15 protein-coding genes are annotated in these 16,760 nt (G+C 68.8%); 1 reads left to right on the forward strand and 14 read right to left on the reverse strand.

Annotated features, from left to right (window positions below; genetic code table 11):
* Positions 1-3: 3 nt before the first annotated feature.
* The 8 genes from AC6I9V_RS02625 to AC6I9V_RS02660 all read right to left on the reverse strand — a co-directional run bounded on the left by AC6I9V_RS02625 (position 4) and on the right by AC6I9V_RS02660 (position 8,130).
* The gene (locus tag AC6I9V_RS02625; protein WP_497898233.1) at positions 4-909 is read right to left on the reverse strand and encodes an alpha/beta hydrolase; all 906 of its coding nucleotides are present in this window, start codon (positions 907-909) and stop codon (positions 4-6) included.
* Positions 906-1,583, reverse strand: coding sequence for a TetR/AcrR family transcriptional regulator (locus AC6I9V_RS02630; protein WP_497898234.1), 678 nt, complete (start codon positions 1,581-1,583; stop codon positions 906-908). Before AC6I9V_RS02630 ends, AC6I9V_RS02625 begins: the two co-directional genes overlap by 4 nt.
* Entirely contained in the window at positions 1,580-3,190 is a 1,611-nt protein-coding gene (locus AC6I9V_RS02635; protein ID WP_497898235.1) for a class I adenylate-forming enzyme family protein, read from the reverse strand. Before AC6I9V_RS02635 ends, AC6I9V_RS02630 begins: the two co-directional genes overlap by 4 nt.
* Positions 3,187-4,428 (reverse strand): branched-chain amino acid ABC transporter permease, encoded by a 1,242-nt coding sequence (locus AC6I9V_RS02640; RefSeq protein WP_497898236.1) that lies wholly within the window; start codon positions 4,426-4,428, stop codon positions 3,187-3,189. The genes AC6I9V_RS02635 and AC6I9V_RS02640 overlap by 4 nt, the downstream gene beginning before the upstream one ends.
* Positions 4,425-5,300 carry a branched-chain amino acid ABC transporter permease gene (locus AC6I9V_RS02645; RefSeq protein ID WP_349413904.1) on the reverse strand — a complete coding sequence of 292 codons (876 nt, stop codon included), beginning with the start codon at positions 5,298-5,300 and terminating at the stop codon, positions 4,425-4,427. The genes AC6I9V_RS02640 and AC6I9V_RS02645 overlap by 4 nt, the downstream gene beginning before the upstream one ends.
* Positions 5,297-6,106 (reverse strand): ABC transporter ATP-binding protein, encoded by an 810-nt coding sequence (locus AC6I9V_RS02650; RefSeq protein WP_497898237.1) that lies wholly within the window; start codon positions 6,104-6,106, stop codon positions 5,297-5,299. The genes AC6I9V_RS02645 and AC6I9V_RS02650 overlap by 4 nt, the downstream gene beginning before the upstream one ends.
* Positions 6,103-6,867, reverse strand: a complete 765-nt coding sequence (locus AC6I9V_RS02655) for an ABC transporter ATP-binding protein (RefSeq protein ID WP_497898238.1) — start codon at positions 6,865-6,867, stop codon at positions 6,103-6,105. The genes AC6I9V_RS02650 and AC6I9V_RS02655 overlap by 4 nt, the downstream gene beginning before the upstream one ends.
* A 63-nt stretch (positions 6,868-6,930) precedes the next feature.
* Positions 6,931-8,130 carry a substrate-binding domain-containing protein gene (locus AC6I9V_RS02660; protein WP_497898239.1) on the reverse strand — a complete coding sequence of 400 codons (1,200 nt, stop codon included), beginning with the start codon at positions 8,128-8,130 and terminating at the stop codon, positions 6,931-6,933.
* Between the two features lie 309 nt (positions 8,131-8,439).
* On the opposite strand from AC6I9V_RS02660, the gene AC6I9V_RS02665 reads away from it, so the two are divergent.
* Positions 8,440-8,913 (forward strand): DUF1579 domain-containing protein, encoded by a 474-nt coding sequence (locus AC6I9V_RS02665; protein ID WP_261382482.1) that lies wholly within the window; start codon positions 8,440-8,442, stop codon positions 8,911-8,913.
* Between the two features lie 52 nt (positions 8,914-8,965).
* Here AC6I9V_RS02665 and AC6I9V_RS02670 read toward each other — a convergent pair whose 3' ends face one another.
* From AC6I9V_RS02670 to AC6I9V_RS02695, 6 genes are all read right to left on the reverse strand, one after another.
* On the reverse strand, positions 8,966-10,309 hold the full coding sequence (locus tag AC6I9V_RS02670) for a M16 family metallopeptidase (RefSeq protein ID WP_349413911.1): 1,344 nt from the start codon (positions 10,307-10,309) through the stop codon (positions 8,966-8,968).
* A 122-nt stretch (positions 10,310-10,431) separates the two neighbouring features.
* Positions 10,432-12,681 carry a polyribonucleotide nucleotidyltransferase gene (locus AC6I9V_RS02675; RefSeq protein WP_497900239.1) on the reverse strand — a complete coding sequence of 750 codons (2,250 nt, stop codon included), beginning with the start codon at positions 12,679-12,681 and terminating at the stop codon, positions 10,432-10,434.
* A gap of 245 nt (positions 12,682-12,926) precedes the next feature.
* Complete coding sequence (rpsO, locus tag AC6I9V_RS02680) at positions 12,927-13,196, reverse strand: 30S ribosomal protein S15 (protein WP_138769772.1); 270 nt, start codon at positions 13,194-13,196, stop codon at positions 12,927-12,929.
* Positions 13,197-13,389: 193 nt separating this feature from the next.
* Positions 13,390-14,673, reverse strand: a complete 1,284-nt coding sequence (gene kynU, locus AC6I9V_RS02685; protein ID WP_497898240.1) for a kynureninase — start codon at positions 14,671-14,673, stop codon at positions 13,390-13,392.
* Positions 14,670-15,524: a tryptophan 2,3-dioxygenase gene (gene kynA / locus AC6I9V_RS02690; protein ID WP_497898241.1), complete on the reverse strand. Its 855-nt coding sequence runs from the start codon at positions 15,522-15,524 to the stop codon at positions 14,670-14,672. Before kynA ends, kynU begins: the two co-directional genes overlap by 4 nt.
* Positions 15,525-15,545: 21 nt before the next feature.
* Positions 15,546-16,553, reverse strand: a complete 1,008-nt coding sequence (locus AC6I9V_RS02695; RefSeq protein WP_497898242.1) for a bifunctional riboflavin kinase/FAD synthetase — start codon at positions 16,551-16,553, stop codon at positions 15,546-15,548.
* Positions 16,554-16,760 lie beyond the last annotated feature (207 nt).

Genomic DNA, 16,760 nt, shown 5'->3' on the forward strand with positions numbered 1-16,760 from the left:
CCACTACGCGACGGCAAGCGCCTCCCGGACGGCGTCCGCGACGGCGCCGGCCCCGGCGTCGCCCATCACGATGGTGTAGTGGTTGACGTCCGGGACTTCGCGAACCCGCAGGGACGGCAGCTTCTCCGCCCAGTCGTCCAGGTAGCCCGGTGTGTAGAGCGCGGCCGGCTCGTTGAGCAGGCCGCGCGGGGCACGCAGGACCACGGTGTCCACGGCGAGTTCGTCCAGGGCCTTCAGAAGCGAGGCGCCGCGGTGCAGTTCCGCGGTGTCCTCGGCCATCGCCTGGTAGCGGGTCGCCGGCCGCAGCTCTGGCTCCTCGCCGGTGAGGTCGTAGTCCACGTAGGCCTCAATGAGCGGGCCCCAGTCGCTGCTGAAGGCCGGGTGCTGGCGCCAGAACGAGCGGTACACCTCGCGGCTCGGGAACGTGGCGTTCAGGCGCTCCGCCGCCGGGCCCAGCACCGAGGAAATGACCTCGGCGTCGGAAATGCCTTCCGGGACCTGGAGCGGCAGGCCGCCGTCCACCAGCACGAGCGAGCGGACGCGCTCCGGGAACAGGTTCGCGAGCACCAGCGAGGCGAACGCGCCCATCGAATGCCCCACCACGACAACCGGGCCCGGCGCCAGCTCCGTCAGAACGGCCGCGAGGTCCTCCGCGTGCGAGGGCATGCCGTACGGCGCGGGCAGCCCGTTGCTGCGGCCGCGACCGCGCAGGTCGGGGGCGATGATCCGCACGTCCGGCAGCGCCTCGGCCAGGTACGGCCAGGCCTTGTGCGAGGCGGTGACGCCGTGGACGGCGAGGATGGTGGGCGCGGCCGGATCCTCCGGGCCCCAGATGGCGGTGTGCAGTGAGCCGCCGCGGACCGCCACGTCGGCGGTGCGGTAGGTGTCCTGGCTGGCTGTCTGGGTCATGGGGCTGTCCCTTCCTGGGGCGGGGTGGGGTTCGCGGCCGGTCCTGGGGCGGAACCGGACGTGGGCGCAAGCGCCCGTTCGATGAACTGCATCATTTCCTCGAAGACTTCCTCGGGCACGTCCGGCCGGGGACCGGGGGCGGGTACGGCGCCCTCCTCGTCCCAGAGCACCCAGCGCATGCCGATCAGCTCGCCGATGCCCATCAGGGCCCACGCCGCCACGGTGGGGTCCATCTCGCGGACCTCGCCGCTGAGCTGGGCCGCCTTGAGCCCTTCGATGTAGCCGTTGACGATCCGGGTGTAGTGCAGGCGCAGGGCCCCGGGTGAGACGAACTCGGCCTGGCGGATGATCCGGTACAGCGCCGGGTGCTCGGCGGTGAAGCGGAAGAAGGCCCGGAAGCCGGCCCGTTCCGCCTCGAGCCGGGTGCCAGCGCTCCTGGCGGCGTCGGTCATGGCATGCCGGACCCGCCGGTTTAGGTCCTCGACCACCTCGTCGAAAATAGTTTGTTTGCCGTCGAAGTACAGGTAGAAGGTGCCGAGCCCGACGCCGGCCGCTTCGGTGATCTTGACGATCGAGGCCTCGTGGTAGCCCACCGAGGCGAAGACGGACTCCGCGGCTTCAAGGAGCTTGGCCCGGGTGCGGGTGCCGCGGGCGGTGCGCGGTGCGGCGCTCATGACCGGCTCCGTTCTGCCGGCAGGGGTCCGGCCGGCGCGCGTTCGGCGAGGTCCTGCCGGAGCCGGGCGCGGAGCACCTTGTTCAGGGCCGTGCGGGGCAGCGCCGCCACCGTCTCGATCCGCGCCGGGACCTTGAAACGGGCCAGCTGGGAGGCGCAGTGCTCCAGCAGTTCCTGTTCGTCGGTGGCCATGCCGGGACGGATCACCACAAAGGCCATTCCGCTTTCGCCCCAGCGTTCGTCCGCCACCCCGACGACGGCGGCCTGCGCCACCGCGGGATGGGTCAGCAGCGCGGCCTCGACCTCGGCCGGGGCGACGTTCTCACCGCCGGAGATGTAGATGTCCTTGAGCCGGTCCACCACCTTGATGTACCCCTCGGCGTCGCGCTCCACAAGGTCGCCGGTGCGCAGCCAGCCGTCGACGAGGACGGCCGCCGTCGCGGCAGGGTCACGGAAGTAGCCGGCAAAAACGCCCGGTCCGCCCACCAGCAGCTCGCCGCTGGCGGCACCCTCGAGGATTTCTCCGGTGACGGGGTCAGCCACGGCGACGGCGACGTGCGGGTACGGTTTGCCGGAGTAGCCCACCATCCGTTCGGCGTCCTCGTTCGGCAGGCACAGCACGTTCGGCGAGGCCTCGGTGAGGCCGTATCCCTGGCTCAGCGCCACTCCCCTGCGGTGCCAGATCCGCAGCAGCGGCGCCGGCATGGGCGCGCCGCCAACCACCGCGTGGCGCAGGCTGCCCAGTTCGGCGTGGGCAAAATCCGGGTGCTCCGCGAGCATCAGGTACTGGGTGGGGACGCCCATCAGCATGGTCACGCCCCGCTCGGCGATCAGCTGCAGGACCCGGCCCGGTTCGAAGCCGCGTTCCAGCACCACGGTGGCCCCGGTCCACCAGGCCAGCAGCGGCTGGATGTTCCAGCCACCCACATGGAACTGCGGCAGGACGGCCAGCACCACGTCGCTGCTGCCCATGTCCAGGGTGCGGGAGAGCGCGAGGTTGTTCCAGAAGCAGTTGGCATGGGTCAGGACGGCCGCCTTGCTGGCGCCCTCGGTGCCCGAGGTGAAGATCATCAGCAGGGCATCGTCGTCGCGCACTTCGCGGCGGGGCGCGCCGGAACCTCCGGGCGCCGCGGGCCGGACCCGGGTGGGCGGCGGGACGGACTTTTCGACGCCGCCGGGACCCAGGGCGGCGGTGCGCGGCCGGTGCGGCAGCAGCGCGCAGGCCGCCGCGGCGAGTGCGTCGAGTTCGCCTTCGACCAACAGCAGCTGCGGGTCCGCGAGTTCCAGCTGGGCTGCGAGTTCCCGGGGTGAGAGCCGCCAGGACAGCGGGACCAGGACCAGCCCGGCCTTGGCGCAGGCGAAGAAGGCCACCACGTGGTCGGAGCTGTTGCCGGTCAGGCTCGCGATCCGGTCCCCGACCCCGTAGCCGGCGGCCCGGAAGCCCTCGGCCAGGGCGGCGGCGCGGCGTTCCAGCTCGCTGTAGCTCAGGGTGCAGCCGCGGTCGTCGATGGCGACCCGGTGCCCGGTGGCGAGGCTGCGGTCGGTGGTCCAGCGGCCCAGGGTATGCAGGCCGTCGGCGGGCCCGGTGGGGCTGGTGCGGGTGCTCACGCCGCGTCCTCGAGGATGTCGCGCGGGGTTTCGGTGCCGTGGCTGCCGGCGCGCCGGCCCCGTCGGCGCTGCGCCAGCCGCTCGGCGGTTCCCGTGATGCCCCCGGGCAGGAAGATCACCACCAGGATGAAGAGGGTGCCGAGGATGAACAGCGGTTCGGACAACGGCACGCGGAGGATGTCCGGGAGCGACTTGATGGCTTCCGAGTTGGCCAGCGTGGTGAGGCGCTGGTCCAGGATCGTATAGAACACGCCGCCGATCACGGCACCCCAGCGCGAGCCGACCCCGCCGAGGACCACCATCACCAGCAGGGTCACGGTGAGGTCCGAGGATACGGCCCGGGGCACGGCCCCGCTCTGCAGCAGCAGGAAAACCATCCCGATGATGCAGACCAGGACGGCGGAGACCACAAAGATCAGGAGTTTCACCAGGTACGGCTGCAGGCCCAGGACGCGGACCCGCAACTCGTTCTCCCGCACGGCGGCCGCGGCGTGGCCGGCCCGGGAGGACTGCACCCAGGTGACGACGATAAACACGGCCACCAGCACCGCCAGCGCCAGCCAGTACAGGTTGCGGGTGTTGACCACGCCCACCAGGACGTCGGGCAGGTTGTCGGTGCGCAGCGTCAGCCCTTCGTCCCCGCCGGTCCTGCCGTCGGGGTTGCGGCCCACGATTACCGAGCCAGCCTGCGCGAAGGCGAGGGTAACCATGGCGAACGGGATGCCGCTGACCCGCAGGCTGATGCTGCCCACCACGTGGGCCAGCACAATCACGATCAGCAGGGTCAGGCCCATGGCCGGCAGCAGCGGAATGTCCAGGTTCTGCAGGATGATCGCGAGCCCGTACACCCCGGCGCCGAAGTAGAGGGCGTGGCCGAAGGACAGCAGTCCCGCGACGCCGAGGAGCAGGTGGTAGGTCAGTGCCGCGGCCGCCATCAGCATGCACATCGCCAGCAGTTGCAGGGACCCGGGCGTGTAGCTGGGGCCCGGCAGCACACCGGGCAGCGAGATGTTCAGCAACGGCAGCAGGACCAGGAGCAGCACACCGGCCGCGCCCGCCGCCCAGCCCGCGAGCCGGCGGCCGGTGACGGCGGTGCGAGGTGCGCTGCCTGCTGCTCCCCGCGCGTGGTGCTTGCGGCTCCGGTTCCTCCCCGTCCGGCGGGCCGCGCCGCCGTCGGGCGCGGGCCGGTCCTGGCGGGCGGTGTCGTCGGTGCTGGAGGTGTCAGTGTCGGTGGTCATGCGGTTCTCCCGAGCAGGCCGGTGGGGCGGAACAGCAGCACGAGCGCCAGCGCCAGCACGACGACGAAGTCGCCGGTGCCGCCGAGGTAGAAGTTCGCGAACTGCTGCAGGACGGCGACGGCGACGGCGGCGATGGCCGCGCCGGTCAGCGAGCCGAGGCCGCCGATGACCGTGACGATGAAGGCGAAGATCAGCAGCGAGCCGCCGAGCATCGGCGAGACGTAGCCGAAGTAGTGCGAGGCGAGGACCCCGCCGAGGCCGGCCGCCGCCCCGCCGATGGTGAAGACGAGGGTGAAGGCCTTGCGGACGTCGATCCCCAGGGCGGTGACCATGGAGCGGTTTTCCACGCCGGCGCGGATGATCATGCCGTAGCGGGTCTTCTGCAGGAAGAACACCAGGGCCAGCAGCACCATCACGGCGGCGATGATGCAGACGAAGCGGTCGTTGGGGATCCGGGCGCCGAGGATTTCGGTGGTGTCCTTGAACCAGGCCGGGCCCTGGATGTACACCGGGTCGGTGCCCCAGACGCCGTCGAACAGGGCCACGGCGGCGAGCGAGAGGCCCACGGTGACGAGAACCTGCTCGATGTGCCGCTGGTAGAGCCGGCGGATCAGGACGAACTCGGTGAACGCGGCGAAGGCGGCGCCGGCGGCAGCGCCGATCAGGAGGGACAGCAGGAACGTCCCCCAGTTGTCGGCACCGGTGCGCCGGGCGATCTCCCAGCCGGTGAAGGCGCCGAGGGTCAGGAACGCGCCGTGGGCGAAGTTCAGCACGCCCATCAGGCCGTAGATCAGCGACAGGCCGGCGGCCACCAGGAAGTACAGGGCCCCGAGGCCGAGGCCGGTGAACAAGAGCAGGACAAGGGTGCTCACAGGGCCGCCCCTTTCTCCGCCGGGCTCCCGGCAGGTTCCACGCTGGTCTCCGCGCTTGTCTCCGAACCGTGGGCGCCCTCTATGGAGACACCCAGGTGCCGCTGGATCAGCCCGGCGTCGTCGAGGAAGTCCAGGGCGGGTCCGGTGTGGACCACCCGGCCGCCGGAGAGCACCACGGCGCCCTCGGCCAGTTGGCGGACGACGTGCAGGTTTTGCTCGACGAGCAGGATCGGGACGGTTTTGGCCGCCTCGGCGAGGGTTTCGGCCACCTCGGCGACGATCTTGGGGGCAAGGCCCTTGGTGGGTTCGTCGACCAGCAGGATCTTGTTGGTGTTCAGCAGGGCGCGGGCCAGAGAGACCATCTGCTGCTGCCCGCCGGAGAGCGTCCCGGCCATCTGCGCGGAGCGGGCCAGCAGGTCGGGGAAGAGCTCCTCGACGAGCTGCCGGCGCGGCGCGGCGTCGCGCTCGGCGAGCCTGAGGTTTTCCGCGACGGTGAGTTTGGCGAAGACCTCGCGGTCCTCCGGGACGTAGCCCACGCCGCTGCGGATGATCTTGAAGGTGGCTTCCTTTTCGATCCGCACACCGTCCAGTTCCACGGCGCCGGTGCGGTCGATCAGGCCGATGATGGCCTTGATGGTGCTGGTTTTGCCGACGCCGTTGCGGCCCAGCAGGGCGGTGATCCCCGTGGCGGGGACGGTAAAGGACACGTCCTCCACGACCTGCTGGCCGGCAATCGAGGCGTACAGCGACTCGACCTTGAGGATGGGCGGGGTTCCTGCGGCGCGGCTTTCGGCTGCGGTGCTCATACGGGGTCTCCGAGGTAGGCGCTTTGCACGGTGGGGTTGGCCATCACGGCGTCGGGGCTGTCCAGGGCCAGCAGGCTGCCGTGGTGCATCACGGCCACCCGGTCCACCAGGCCCAGGACCACGTCCATGTGGTGCTCCACCATCATGACGGTGCAGCCGCGGTCCCGGTGCATTCCCCTGATGATGGCGGTGAGGGACGGGACGTCCCCCGACGCCACCCCGGCCATCGGCTCGTCCAGCAGCACGACGGCGGGATCCGTCGCCAGCAGCACGGCGATCTCCACCTTGCGCTTCTCGCCGTGCGAGAGGTCACCGGCCGCCGTCGTGAGCTGGCCGGTGAGCCCCACCTCGGCGATGGTGCCGCGGGCAATGCGGGTGGCCTCATCCGAGGCGGAGGGGAAACGCAGGATGCTGAAACTGCCGCCGAGCTTCGCCTGGGCGGCGAGCCGGACGTTCTCCAGCACGCTGAGCCTCGGAAACAGGTTGGACGTCTGGAAGGTCCGTCCCAGCCCTGCCCGGGACCGGCGGTGGATGGGCGCGGCCGTGATCTCCCTGCCGTTCAGCATGATGCTGCCCGCGGTGGGTCGCAGCACGCCGGAAATCAGGTTGAACAAGGTGGTCTTGCCGGCTCCGTTGGGGCCGATCACGCCGATCATTTCACCGGCGCCGACCTCGAAGCCCACGTCCTGGAGGATGCGGGCACCGCCGATCTGCAGACCAAGGCCATCCACCGCGAGGGCGGGCAGGGCTGGGGTATTCATACGGGTCCTTCGTTTCTCGCGGGCGGGTTCAGGAAGCAGGCCTGGAGCTGACGCTCCGGGCGGCTACTTCTTCTCCGGCGGCGCGACGGTGTCGCCGGGGACCACCTTGATGAGCTCGGGAGCCCAGGTGTCGCCCTTCTGGACCAGCTTGGCCTGGTACATGTCCTGGATCAGAGCGTGGTCCGAAGCCCGGACCGTTTCCTTGCCCTTGGGGCCGTCGAAGCTGAAGCCCTCGAGCGCCTTGACCATCGCGTCGGCGTCAGCGCCGCCGCCCTTGATGGCCTGGACGATCATCTGGCCGGCGACGAAGCCGTCCGGGGTGAACAGGTCGGCCTTCTTGCCGGCCTTCTCGACGGCGGCGATCATCTTCTTCTCCACCTCGGTGCCCGAGGCGCCTGGGAAGTAGTGGTTGAGGAAGCTGATCTTGGAGCTTGCCGCACCGTAGGCGCCGAAGCTGGAGGCGTCACCGAGTCCGGTCACCACCGGTGCCTTGTCGAAGACACCCTGCTGGCTCAGGGCCTGCCACATGCTGCCGGTCGTTGCCCCGGCCCAGGCCACGAAGACCATGTCCGGCTTGGCGTCGATGAGCTGGCGGGCGAACGGGGTGAGCTCCTGACCGTCGGCGACGAGGATAGATTCCACCGTGGCGCCCTTCGCGCCGAGGACGGCCTTGACCGCGGCGACGTTGCCCTGGCCGAAGGCATTGTCCTGCGCGAACACCAGGACCTTCTTGCCCTTGATGTCGATGAAGCTGCCGGCGGTGGCAACATCCTGCAGGCTCTGGCGGCCCGAGCGGAAGGTGTACTTGTTAATGCCCTGAATGGCGTCGGTCGCGGCGGGGCCGGAGATGTACAGCACCTTGTTCTGGGCGGCCTGCTCGGCGAGCTTCAAAGCGATGCCGGAGGAGGCCGTGCCGCCGATGACCTTGTAGCCCTTGCCGATCAAGTCCTTGGCCGCGGTGACGGCCTTGTCCGGATCGCCGCCGTCGTCGGCGTAGGTGAGGTTGATCTTGGCGCCGTTGACTTCGCCGGTGCCGCCGGTGGCGTAGTCAATGCCGGCCTGGAGGCCCTCGTAGTAGGTGGCGCCGTAGGCTGCCAGCGGGCCGGTCTTGGAGTAGATGATGCCGACGTTGACCGGTTCGGCCGCCTTGCCGGCGCCGCCGGAGCCGGCCGGGGCGGCGGAACCGGCCGTGGGCGCGCAGGCGCCGAGGGCGAGCCCGGTGGCCATCACGGCGGCCATCAGGAACTTCTTTGTATCCTTCACGGGATGCCTTTCGTTGAGAATCCGCGGAATCTGGCAGGAGATCTGGGTAGAACCTGAAAGGTGATTCAGATTACGGCAAATCTATGGCGCGGGTCACAGCGTGTCAACGGACTTCCGGGGGTGCTTTGCAACGAATCGGCAACGTTTCCCGGGAGCCCCGCTGCCAAGCAGCCCTCCACCGACAGACCCTCCCGCAGATCCGGCACCCTCCGGCGCCGCTGCGATCCTTTACAGCCGCGGGACACGGCGTGATGATGGTGGCGGGGCCAGACGGAGGCAATCCCACCCGGAGGAAGCATGGATCGACCGTTGCCAGGCAGCGCACACGAGGCCCTTGAGACATTTCTGGGGCGATGGAGCGGCACGACCCAATGGGAGGCCACCGCCTGGGGCCCGGCCCGGACCGCCGCGGCAGAGGTCGTTTTCGCCCGCGCCGCTGCGGGCCTCGCTGTCACCATGAGTTACCGCCACACCGACGCCGACGGCGCCGTCACCGAGGGTGTTGGCGTCTTCACGATGGACCCGGCCCATCCCGACCTGCTGTGGTACCACGTCAACAGCCTCGGACTGCCCCCGGAAGCGCCGGCCCGGGCCAGCTGGCAGGACGGCACCCTGACCATCGAACGCCGCAGCGGCCGCGGGTCTGCCCGCCACACCTTGCGCATCGACGACGGCCAGCTGACCCATGCGGCCGGGCTGCGGCTCGGGAGCGCGAGCGATTTCAGCCCATTTATGACCACGGTGTGCCGCCGCGTCCCGGAGCCCGCGCCCATCCCGGCCTGATCTGCGGGAGGGTCAGCGGTTTCCGCGCCGGAGGTGAGGGAGCGTCGCCGGACTAGAGGCCGAAGGTCTCGGTTTCCTCGAACGGGCCCACCACGGTGACGGTGCGCGGCGCGGCGGCGAGTTCGCGCGCCAGCTCCTGCACTTCGGCAACGGTGACGGCTTTGATCTGCCGCAGCGTCTCGTCGATGTCCTGGTATTCGCCGGAGACCAGTTCGGCCCGGCCCAGGCGGGACATCCGCGACCCGGTGTCCTCCAGGGCCAGGACGATCCCGCCGCTGAGCTGGCCCACGGCTTTGCGCAGTTCCTCCTCGGTGATGCCGTCCTCGGCCAGCTTGTCCAGTTCGGCGCCGAGCAGATCCAGGACCTGCCGGACCTTCGAGGGCGTGCAGCCGGCATACATGCCGAAGTAGCCCGCGTCGGCGTAGGACGAGGCGAAGGAGTACGTCGAGTACACCAGGCCGCGCTTCTCGCGCACCTCCTGGAACAGCCGGGACGACATGCCGCCGCCGAGTACCGCGTTGAGCACGCTCATCACGAAGCGGCGGTCGTCGGTGGCCACCAGGGAGGGGCAGCCCATGATGATGTTGGCTTGTTCCACCGGGCGCTTGACCACGTGCAGGCCCGCGGTGCCGGTGATGGAGGCCCGCTCGGTGGGGCGGCGCTGCACCGGGGCGGCGTCGTGTTCGAGTTCCCAGCCCGCGGAATGCAGGGCGCCCACCACCAGCTCGCAGACGACGTCGTGGTCCAGTCCCCCGGCGGCGGTGATCACGAGCTCGTCCGGGCGGTAGTAGCGGCGGTAGTGGTCCCAGACCGAGTCGCGGGCGACGGCGCGGATTGCCTCAGGGGTGCCGCCGATCGGCCGGCCGAGGGGGTGCGTGCCGAGGACGGCGGCGACGAAGTGTTCATGGGCGACATCGGTGGGGTCGTCGCTGTCCATCGCGATTTCCTCGAGGATGACGTCGCGTTCCTGCTCCATCTCCTGCGGGTCCAGCACTGCGCCGGTGATCATGTCCGCGATGACGTCGATCGCCATCGGGAGGTCGGTGTCCAGCACCCGCGCGAAGTAGCAGGTGCTTTCCTTGGCGGTGGCGGCGTTCGACTCCCCGCCCACCTCGTCGAAGGCCGAGGCGATTTCCAGGGCGGTGCGCCGCTGGGTGCCTTTGAACAGCAAGTGCTCGAGGAAGTGGGTGGAGCCGTGCTGGCCGGGGGCCTCGTCGCGCGAGCCGACGCCGACCCAGAAGCCGATGGTCGCCGACCGCTGCCCGGGCATGGCCTCGGTCAGCACCCGGACGCCGCCGGGCAGCACCGAGCGCCGCACCTCCGAGCCGCCGTCGGCTCCGTGGATGAGGGTGTCGGAGTGCTGGTTCTGCTCAAGCGGCAGGGGGACGACAGTCATTAAGGCCTTTCAATAAAACCGGCACGGGAAGTGTGCCAAATCTGCCTGCAATCCTACCTGCCTTTAACGGCAGCGGGGCCGGTGGACGAATCCACCGGCCCCGCTGCTTGGGTCAGGAAAGACTACTCTGCGGACTCCACGGAGACCTCAGCGTTGTCGGCGTCAGCCGCGCCTTCCTCGTCCGCCACGACGGGCGAGAGGGAGAGCTTGCCGCGGTCGTCGATCTTGGTGATTTCCACCTGGATCTTCTGGCCGACGGAGACAACGTCCTCGACGTTGTCCACGCGCTTGCCGCCGGCGATCTTGCGCAGCTCGGAGATGTGCAGCAGACCGTCCTTGCCCGGGGTCAGGGAAACGAAGGCGCCGAAGGTGGTGGTCTTGACGACCGTGCCCAGGTAGCGCTCACCGATTTCCGGGACCTGCGGGTTGGCGATGGCGTTGATCGCGGACCGTGCTGCGTCGGCAGACGGGCCGTTGGTAGCGCCAATGTAGACAGTTCCGTCGTCCTCGATCGAGATGTCGGCTCCGGTGTCTTCCTGGATCTGGTTGATCATCTTGCCCTTCGGGCCGATGACCTCGCCGATCTTGTCTACCGGAATCTTGACCGCGATGACGCGCGGCGCGAACTCGGAGAGCTCGTCCGGGGTGTCGATCGCGGAGTTCAGGACGTCCAGGATGTGCAGGCGGGCTTCGCGGGCCTGCTTCAGGGCGGCGGCCAGGACCGACGCCGGGATGCCGTCGAGCTTGGTGTCCAGCTGGATGGCCGTGACGAACTCGGAGGTACCGGCAACCTTGAAGTCCATGTCGCCGAAGGCATCTTCGGCGCCGAGGATGTCGGTCAGCGCGGCGTAGCGGGTCTGGCCGTCAACCTGGTCGGAGACCAGGCCCATGGCGATACCGGCAACGGCAGCCTTCAGCGGCACACCTGCGTTGAGCAGGGACAGCGTGGAGGCGCAGACGGAACCCATCGACGTCGAACCGTTGGAGCTGAGAGCCTCAGACACCTGGCGGATCGCGTAGGGGAATTCCTCGCGGGACGGCAGCACCGGCATGATGGCGCGCTCTGCGAGGGCACCGTGGCCGATTTCGCGGCGCTTCGGGGAACCGACGCGGCCGGTCTCGCCGGTGGAGTACGGCGGGAAGTTGTAGTTGTGCATGTAGCGCTTGCGCGTCACCGGAGACAGCGAGTCGATCTGCTGTTCCATCTTGAGCATGTTCAGCGTGGTGACACCCATGATCTGGGTCTCGCCGCGTTCGAAGATGGCCGAGCCGTGGACGCGGGGCAGAACCTCAACCTCGGCGGTGAGCTGGCGGATGTCCGTCAGGCCACGGCCGTCGATGCGGATCTGGTCCTTGAGGATGCGCTGGCGCACAACCTGCTTGGTGACGGAGCGGAAGGCTGCGGACAGCTCCTTCTCGCGGCCTTCGAACTGGCCGGCAAGGGAAGAGGTGACCTCGTCCTTGAGCTCGTCGGAGGCGGTGTCGCGCTCCTGCTTGTCGGCGATCTGGAAGACGGCGGCCAGCTTCTCGGCGGCAGCGGACTCCACAGCGGCGTAGACGTCGTCCTGGTAGTCCAGGAAGACCGGGAACTCGACGGTCGGCTTGGCGGCGCGGGCTGCCAGGTCGGACTGCGCTTCGCAGAGTGCCTTGATGAACGGCTTGGCGGCCTCGAGGCCCTCGGAAACGACCTCTTCGGTCGGGGCGGTGGCGCCCTGTTCCTTGATCAGGTTCCAGGAGTTGTCGGTGGCTTCGGCTTCAACCATCATGATGGCGACGTCGTTGCCCGCGATGCGGCCGGCAACGACCATGTTGAAGACGGCGTTCTCAAGCTGGGAGTGCTTCGGGAACGCAACCCACTGCGAGCCGTGCTCGTCGGCGACGAGGGCAACGCGGACGCCGCCGATCGGGCCGGAGAAGGGCAGACCGGAGAGCTGGGTGGACATCGAGGACGCGTTGATCGCGACGACGTCGTACAGCTCGTCCGGGTTGATGGAGAGCACGGTGACGACGATCTGGACCTCGTTGCGCAGGCCCTTCACGAAGGCGGGACGCAGCGGGCGGTCCATCAGGCGGCAGGCCAGGATGGCTTCCGTCGAGGGGCGGCCTTCGCGGCGGAAGAACGAGCCCGGGATGCGGCCCGCGGCGTACATACGCTCTTCGACGTCGACGGTCAGCGGGAAGAAGTCAAAACCTTCACGCGGGTGCTTGCCGGCGGTGGTGGCGGACAGCAGCGCGGTCTCTTCGTCGATGTAGACCATGGCTGCGCCGGCTGCCTGCTTGGCAAGACGGCCGGTTTCAAAGCGGATAACCCGCTTGCCGAAGCGGCCATTGTCAATGACGGCTTCTGAGAACTGGATTTCGGGACCCTCCAAGAGAGTCACCTCCGTTTCTTGTTTCACGGAGCCCAGCCGCATCAACCCAGCCCAGCATCTGTCTACTGGCCTGCACTGCACCCGGTCATCGATCGAGACCCACGGGCCGTGGCTTCAATCCTTGAAGCCGTTCCCGGAGGTCACTACCGAGGACCGCGAATGCGTGATGCGGTTGATCCTCCTGTTGAGTTTTGTTTGAAGAAGGCGGCCCCTTCCGTCTGGAAAGGGCCGCCCCTTAGAGCTGACTAGCGGCGCAGGCCGAGGCGCTCGATGAGCGCACGGTAGCGGTTGATGTCAGTGTTCTTGAGGTAGGTGAGCATGCGCTTGCGACGACCGACCATGGCCAGCAGACCGCGCTGGGTGTGGTAATCGTGCTTGTGCTCCTTCATGTGCTCCGTCAGATCCTTGATCCGCTGGGTCAGGACTGCAACCTGGACCTCCGGCGAACCGGTGTCGCCCTCGGACGTTGCGAAATCCTTCATGATGGACTGCTTTACAGCGGCTTCAAGTGCCACGATAACTCCTAGAGATGTGCCGTGAGGCCCGAATCAGTAATTCACTGCCGGGGGTGCCGCGCCGGAATTCCCATCCCCAGGGGATAAGTCTTCCCTACACAACAAGAGCCAGCCGCCACGGACTGCAGCCGGATCCAACGTTTAGTTTACTGGCACGGCGCCGAAGTTGTCTAAACCATGCGGCGCCGGCCGCTTACTCGGAGCCGTCCAGCAGCGAGCGGATCGCCGCGACACCCTGATACAGCTCGGTGAAGGAGGTGCTCAACGGTGAGAGCCCGATCCTGATGCCCTGAGGTGCGCGGAAGTCCGGAATCACGTCCTGTTCCCACAGCGCCGCCGTCATTTCGCGGAACGCCGGGTGGTCCACGGTGATGTGGCTGCCGCGCAACTCCGGGTCCCGCGGGGTGCCGAGACGCACCCCGGCCGGTTCAAGCCAGGCGTCATAAAGTTCGACGGCGAACGCGGTCAGCAGCTTCGATTTCTCCCGGACGGCGGCCATGCCGGCTTCCTCGAGCAGGTCCAGGGTGCCGCGCATGGCCAGCATCCCGAAGACGGCCGGGGTACCGCTGAGGAAACCGCGGATGCCGGGGGCGGGCTCATAGCCGGGCCCCATTTCGAACGCGTCCTTGCGCCCCATCCAGCCCCAGATGGGCTGCTGGAGCCCGGGCAGGTGCCGGGCGTTGACGTAGGCGAACGCGGGCGAGCCCGGTCCCCCGTTCAGGTACTTATAGGTGCAGCCCGCGGCGAAGTCGACGCCGGCGGCGTCCAGCCCGATCTCCACCGAGCCGGCGGAGTGGCACAGGTCCCAGACCACCAGGGCTCCGGCGTCGTGCACGGCGGCGGTGATGCCGGGCAGGTCCGCGAGGAAGCCGGAACGGTAGGCGATCTGGCTCAGGACCACGACGGCGGTGGCCGGGCCGGTGGCGGCGCGGACCTGCTCGACGGTGACGCCCGAAGCGGGGTCGGCGTCGATCCAGCGCAGCGTGAGCCCCTCTTCGCGGGCGATGCCTTCGACGAGGTAGCGGTCGGTCGGGAAGTTGTCCGTGTCCAGCACGATCTCGGTGCGGACCGGGTCGGTGACGGCGGCCAGCGCGGCGCGGATCAGTTTGTAGAGCACCACGGTGGTGGAGTCGGCGATGATGGTCTGCCCCGGGGCGGCGCCGAGCACGGCGCGGCCCAGCTGGTCGCCGATGGCCTGCGGCAGTTCCAGCCATTCCTCGTCCCAGCCGCGGATCAGGCGGCCGCCCCAGCTGTCCTGGATGAAGGTGCTGATGTCCGTGACGGTGCGCTTGAGCGGGCGGCCCAGGGAGTTGCCGTCGAGGTAGGACAGCTTCGTGTCCGTGCCGATGAAGTGTTCCCGGTAGGCGGCGAGGGGGTCAGCGGCGTCGAGGTCCCGGGCGCGCTGCCAGAGGGCTGTGTCGTCCCCGGCGGGGGCGGTGGTGGCGGCGTCGGACGCCTGCGGGTTGAGGGCGCTCACTGGCCGATCTCCGTGCGGACCGCGAACAGCTCGGGGAAGAAGGTCAGCTCGAGGGCCTTCTGCAGGAAGGCGGCGCCGCTGGAGCCGCCGGTGCCGGCTTTCATGCCGATGGTGCGTTGCACGGTGCGCAGGTGCCGGAACCGCCAGTGCTGGAAGTTGTCTTCCAGGTCGACGAGTTCCTCGCAGGCCTCGTAGGCGCCCCAGTTGCTGGCCGCGTTTTCGTAGATGTATTTGAACACCGGGACCAGCTCGGGGCAAAACTCGTGGGCCTGGCTGACATCGCGGTTCAGTACGGAGGCCGGCACGTCGAAGCCCTGGCGCTTGAGGTAGGCGAGGAAATCGTCGTAGATGCTCGGGGCTTCCAGCAGTTCCAGCAGCATCCCGTGGGCTTCGGGGTCGGACTCGAAGACGGGGAGCATCTTGCGGTTCTTGTTGCCGAGCAGGAATTCCACGGCCCGGTACTGGCTGGACTGGAACCCGGAGGAGTTGCCGAGGAAGCCGCGGAATTGGGAGTACTCGGTGGGTGTCAGGGTGGCGAGCACGGACCACTGCTCGGTGAGGGTCTTCTGGATGTGCTTGACCCGGGCGATCGCCTTGAGCGCGGAGCCGAGGTCGTCGGCGCGGAGCCAGGCGGCCGCGCTGCGCAGTTCGTGCAGCACCAGTTTGAGCCACAGTTCCGTGGTCTGGTGCTGGATGATGAACAGCATCTCGTCGTGGTGTTCCGGTGCGCTGACCGGCTGTTGGGCGCTGAGCAGGGTCGGCAGCTGCAGGTATGAGGCGTAGCTCATCCGGGAGCTGAAGTCGCGGACGATGTCCTTGTCCAGCTCGCGCGTGTTTTTCTCAATGGTCACGTGGGGTGCCTTTCCTTTGCCTCAGCGCGCGGTCAGGATGTCGTGGGCCTGGACAACGTCCAGCCGCATCTGCTCGACGAGCGCTTCAGGGCCACGGTACGCGACCATGCCCCGCAGCCGGGCGACAAACTCGACCACAACTGTCTGGCCGTACAGATCGAAGTCCTCGACGGCCTCTTCCGGGCGGTCGATCACGTGCGCCTCGACCTGCCGGCTGACGCCGTCGAAGGTCGGGTTGGAGCCGACCGAAATGGCGGCCGGCCAGCGCGTGCCGCCCTGGTCGACGAGCCAGCCCGCGTAGATGCCGTCCGCCGGAATGTAGCCGGTGGCATCGGCGGAAAGGTTGGCGGTGGGAAACCCGAGGTCGCGGCCGCGGGCGGCGCCGTGGACCACTTCACCGCGCATCCGGTGCGGCCGGCCGAGGACGGCGGCGGCGGTGGCGACGTCGCCTTCCCGCAGGGCCTCCCGGACCCAGGTGGAGGAACAGCGGCGGTCCCCTGCCCCGTCGTCGTGGTGGCCGTCGTCGTGGTGGCCGTGGAGCGGGTAGCCTTCGGAACCGAACTCGCTGATGACCTGGACCTCGAAGCCGAGTTTTGCGCCCAGCGCCTTCATGGTGTCCAGGTCCCCGGAATTGCCACGGCCGAAGCGGGCGTCGTGGCCGATGACAACGTGGCTGGCCTTGAGCGCATCGACGAGCACGGAGGAAACGAACTCCTCCGGCGTCAGGCTGGCCAGTTCCAGCGAATACTTCATCACCAGGACGGCGTCCAGGCCGACTTCGCCGAGGGCTACGAGTTTGTCCTCGAGGCCCATGATCAGCTCGGGGGCGGATTCGGGGCGGTGCACCTGCGCGGGGTGCGGGTCGAAGGTGATGGCGACGGCGCGGGCATGGTTCAGGCGGGCGGTGCGGATGAGCTGCGACAGCACCTGCTGGTGGCCCCGGTGCACGCCGTCGAAGTTGCCGAACGTGACCACGGACGGGCCGAAGTCCGCCGGGACTTCGGACGGATCGTTCCAGATGTGGACCATCTACCTCGCCTTTTTGCTGCCTGCCATGAACTCCTCCGGAGGGGTCGGGCCGGCTCCGGAACTCTCTAAGATTACCCGCAATCGCCCCGGTTCCCGGACGACGGCGGGGGCTCCGGGAGGCGCCTTCCCGCCCGTCCCTCCCCCGCCGCGGGACACCGGGCTACGATGCAAGGGCATGCAGTTCGGCGACGGCAATGCTGCCGGTGC

It is taken from the genome of Arthrobacter sp. SlRoot2-15, from assembly GCF_059739345.1.

Coding starts and splice junctions, on each gene's coding strand:
- AC6I9V_RS02625 (WP_497898233.1), bottom strand. CDS start 909: ATGACCCAGACAGCCAGCCAGGACACCTACCGCACCGCCGACGTGGCG.
- AC6I9V_RS02630 (WP_497898234.1), bottom strand. CDS start 1,583: ATGAGCGCCGCACCGCGCACCGCCCGCGGCACCCGCACCCGGGCCAAG.
- AC6I9V_RS02640 (WP_497898236.1), bottom strand. CDS start 4,428: ATGACCACCGACACTGACACCTCCAGCACCGACGACACCGCCCGCCAG.
- AC6I9V_RS02650 (WP_497898237.1), bottom strand. CDS start 6,106: ATGAGCACCGCAGCCGAAAGCCGCGCCGCAGGAACCCCGCCCATCCTC.
- AC6I9V_RS02655 (WP_497898238.1), bottom strand. CDS start 6,867: ATGAATACCCCAGCCCTGCCCGCCCTCGCGGTGGATGGCCTTGGTCTG.
- AC6I9V_RS02670 (WP_349413911.1), bottom strand. CDS start 10,309: ATGACTGTCGTCCCCCTGCCGCTTGAGCAGAACCAGCACTCCGACACC.
- AC6I9V_RS02695 (WP_497898242.1), bottom strand. CDS start 16,553: ATGGTCCACATCTGGAACGATCCGTCCGAAGTCCCGGCGGACTTCGGC.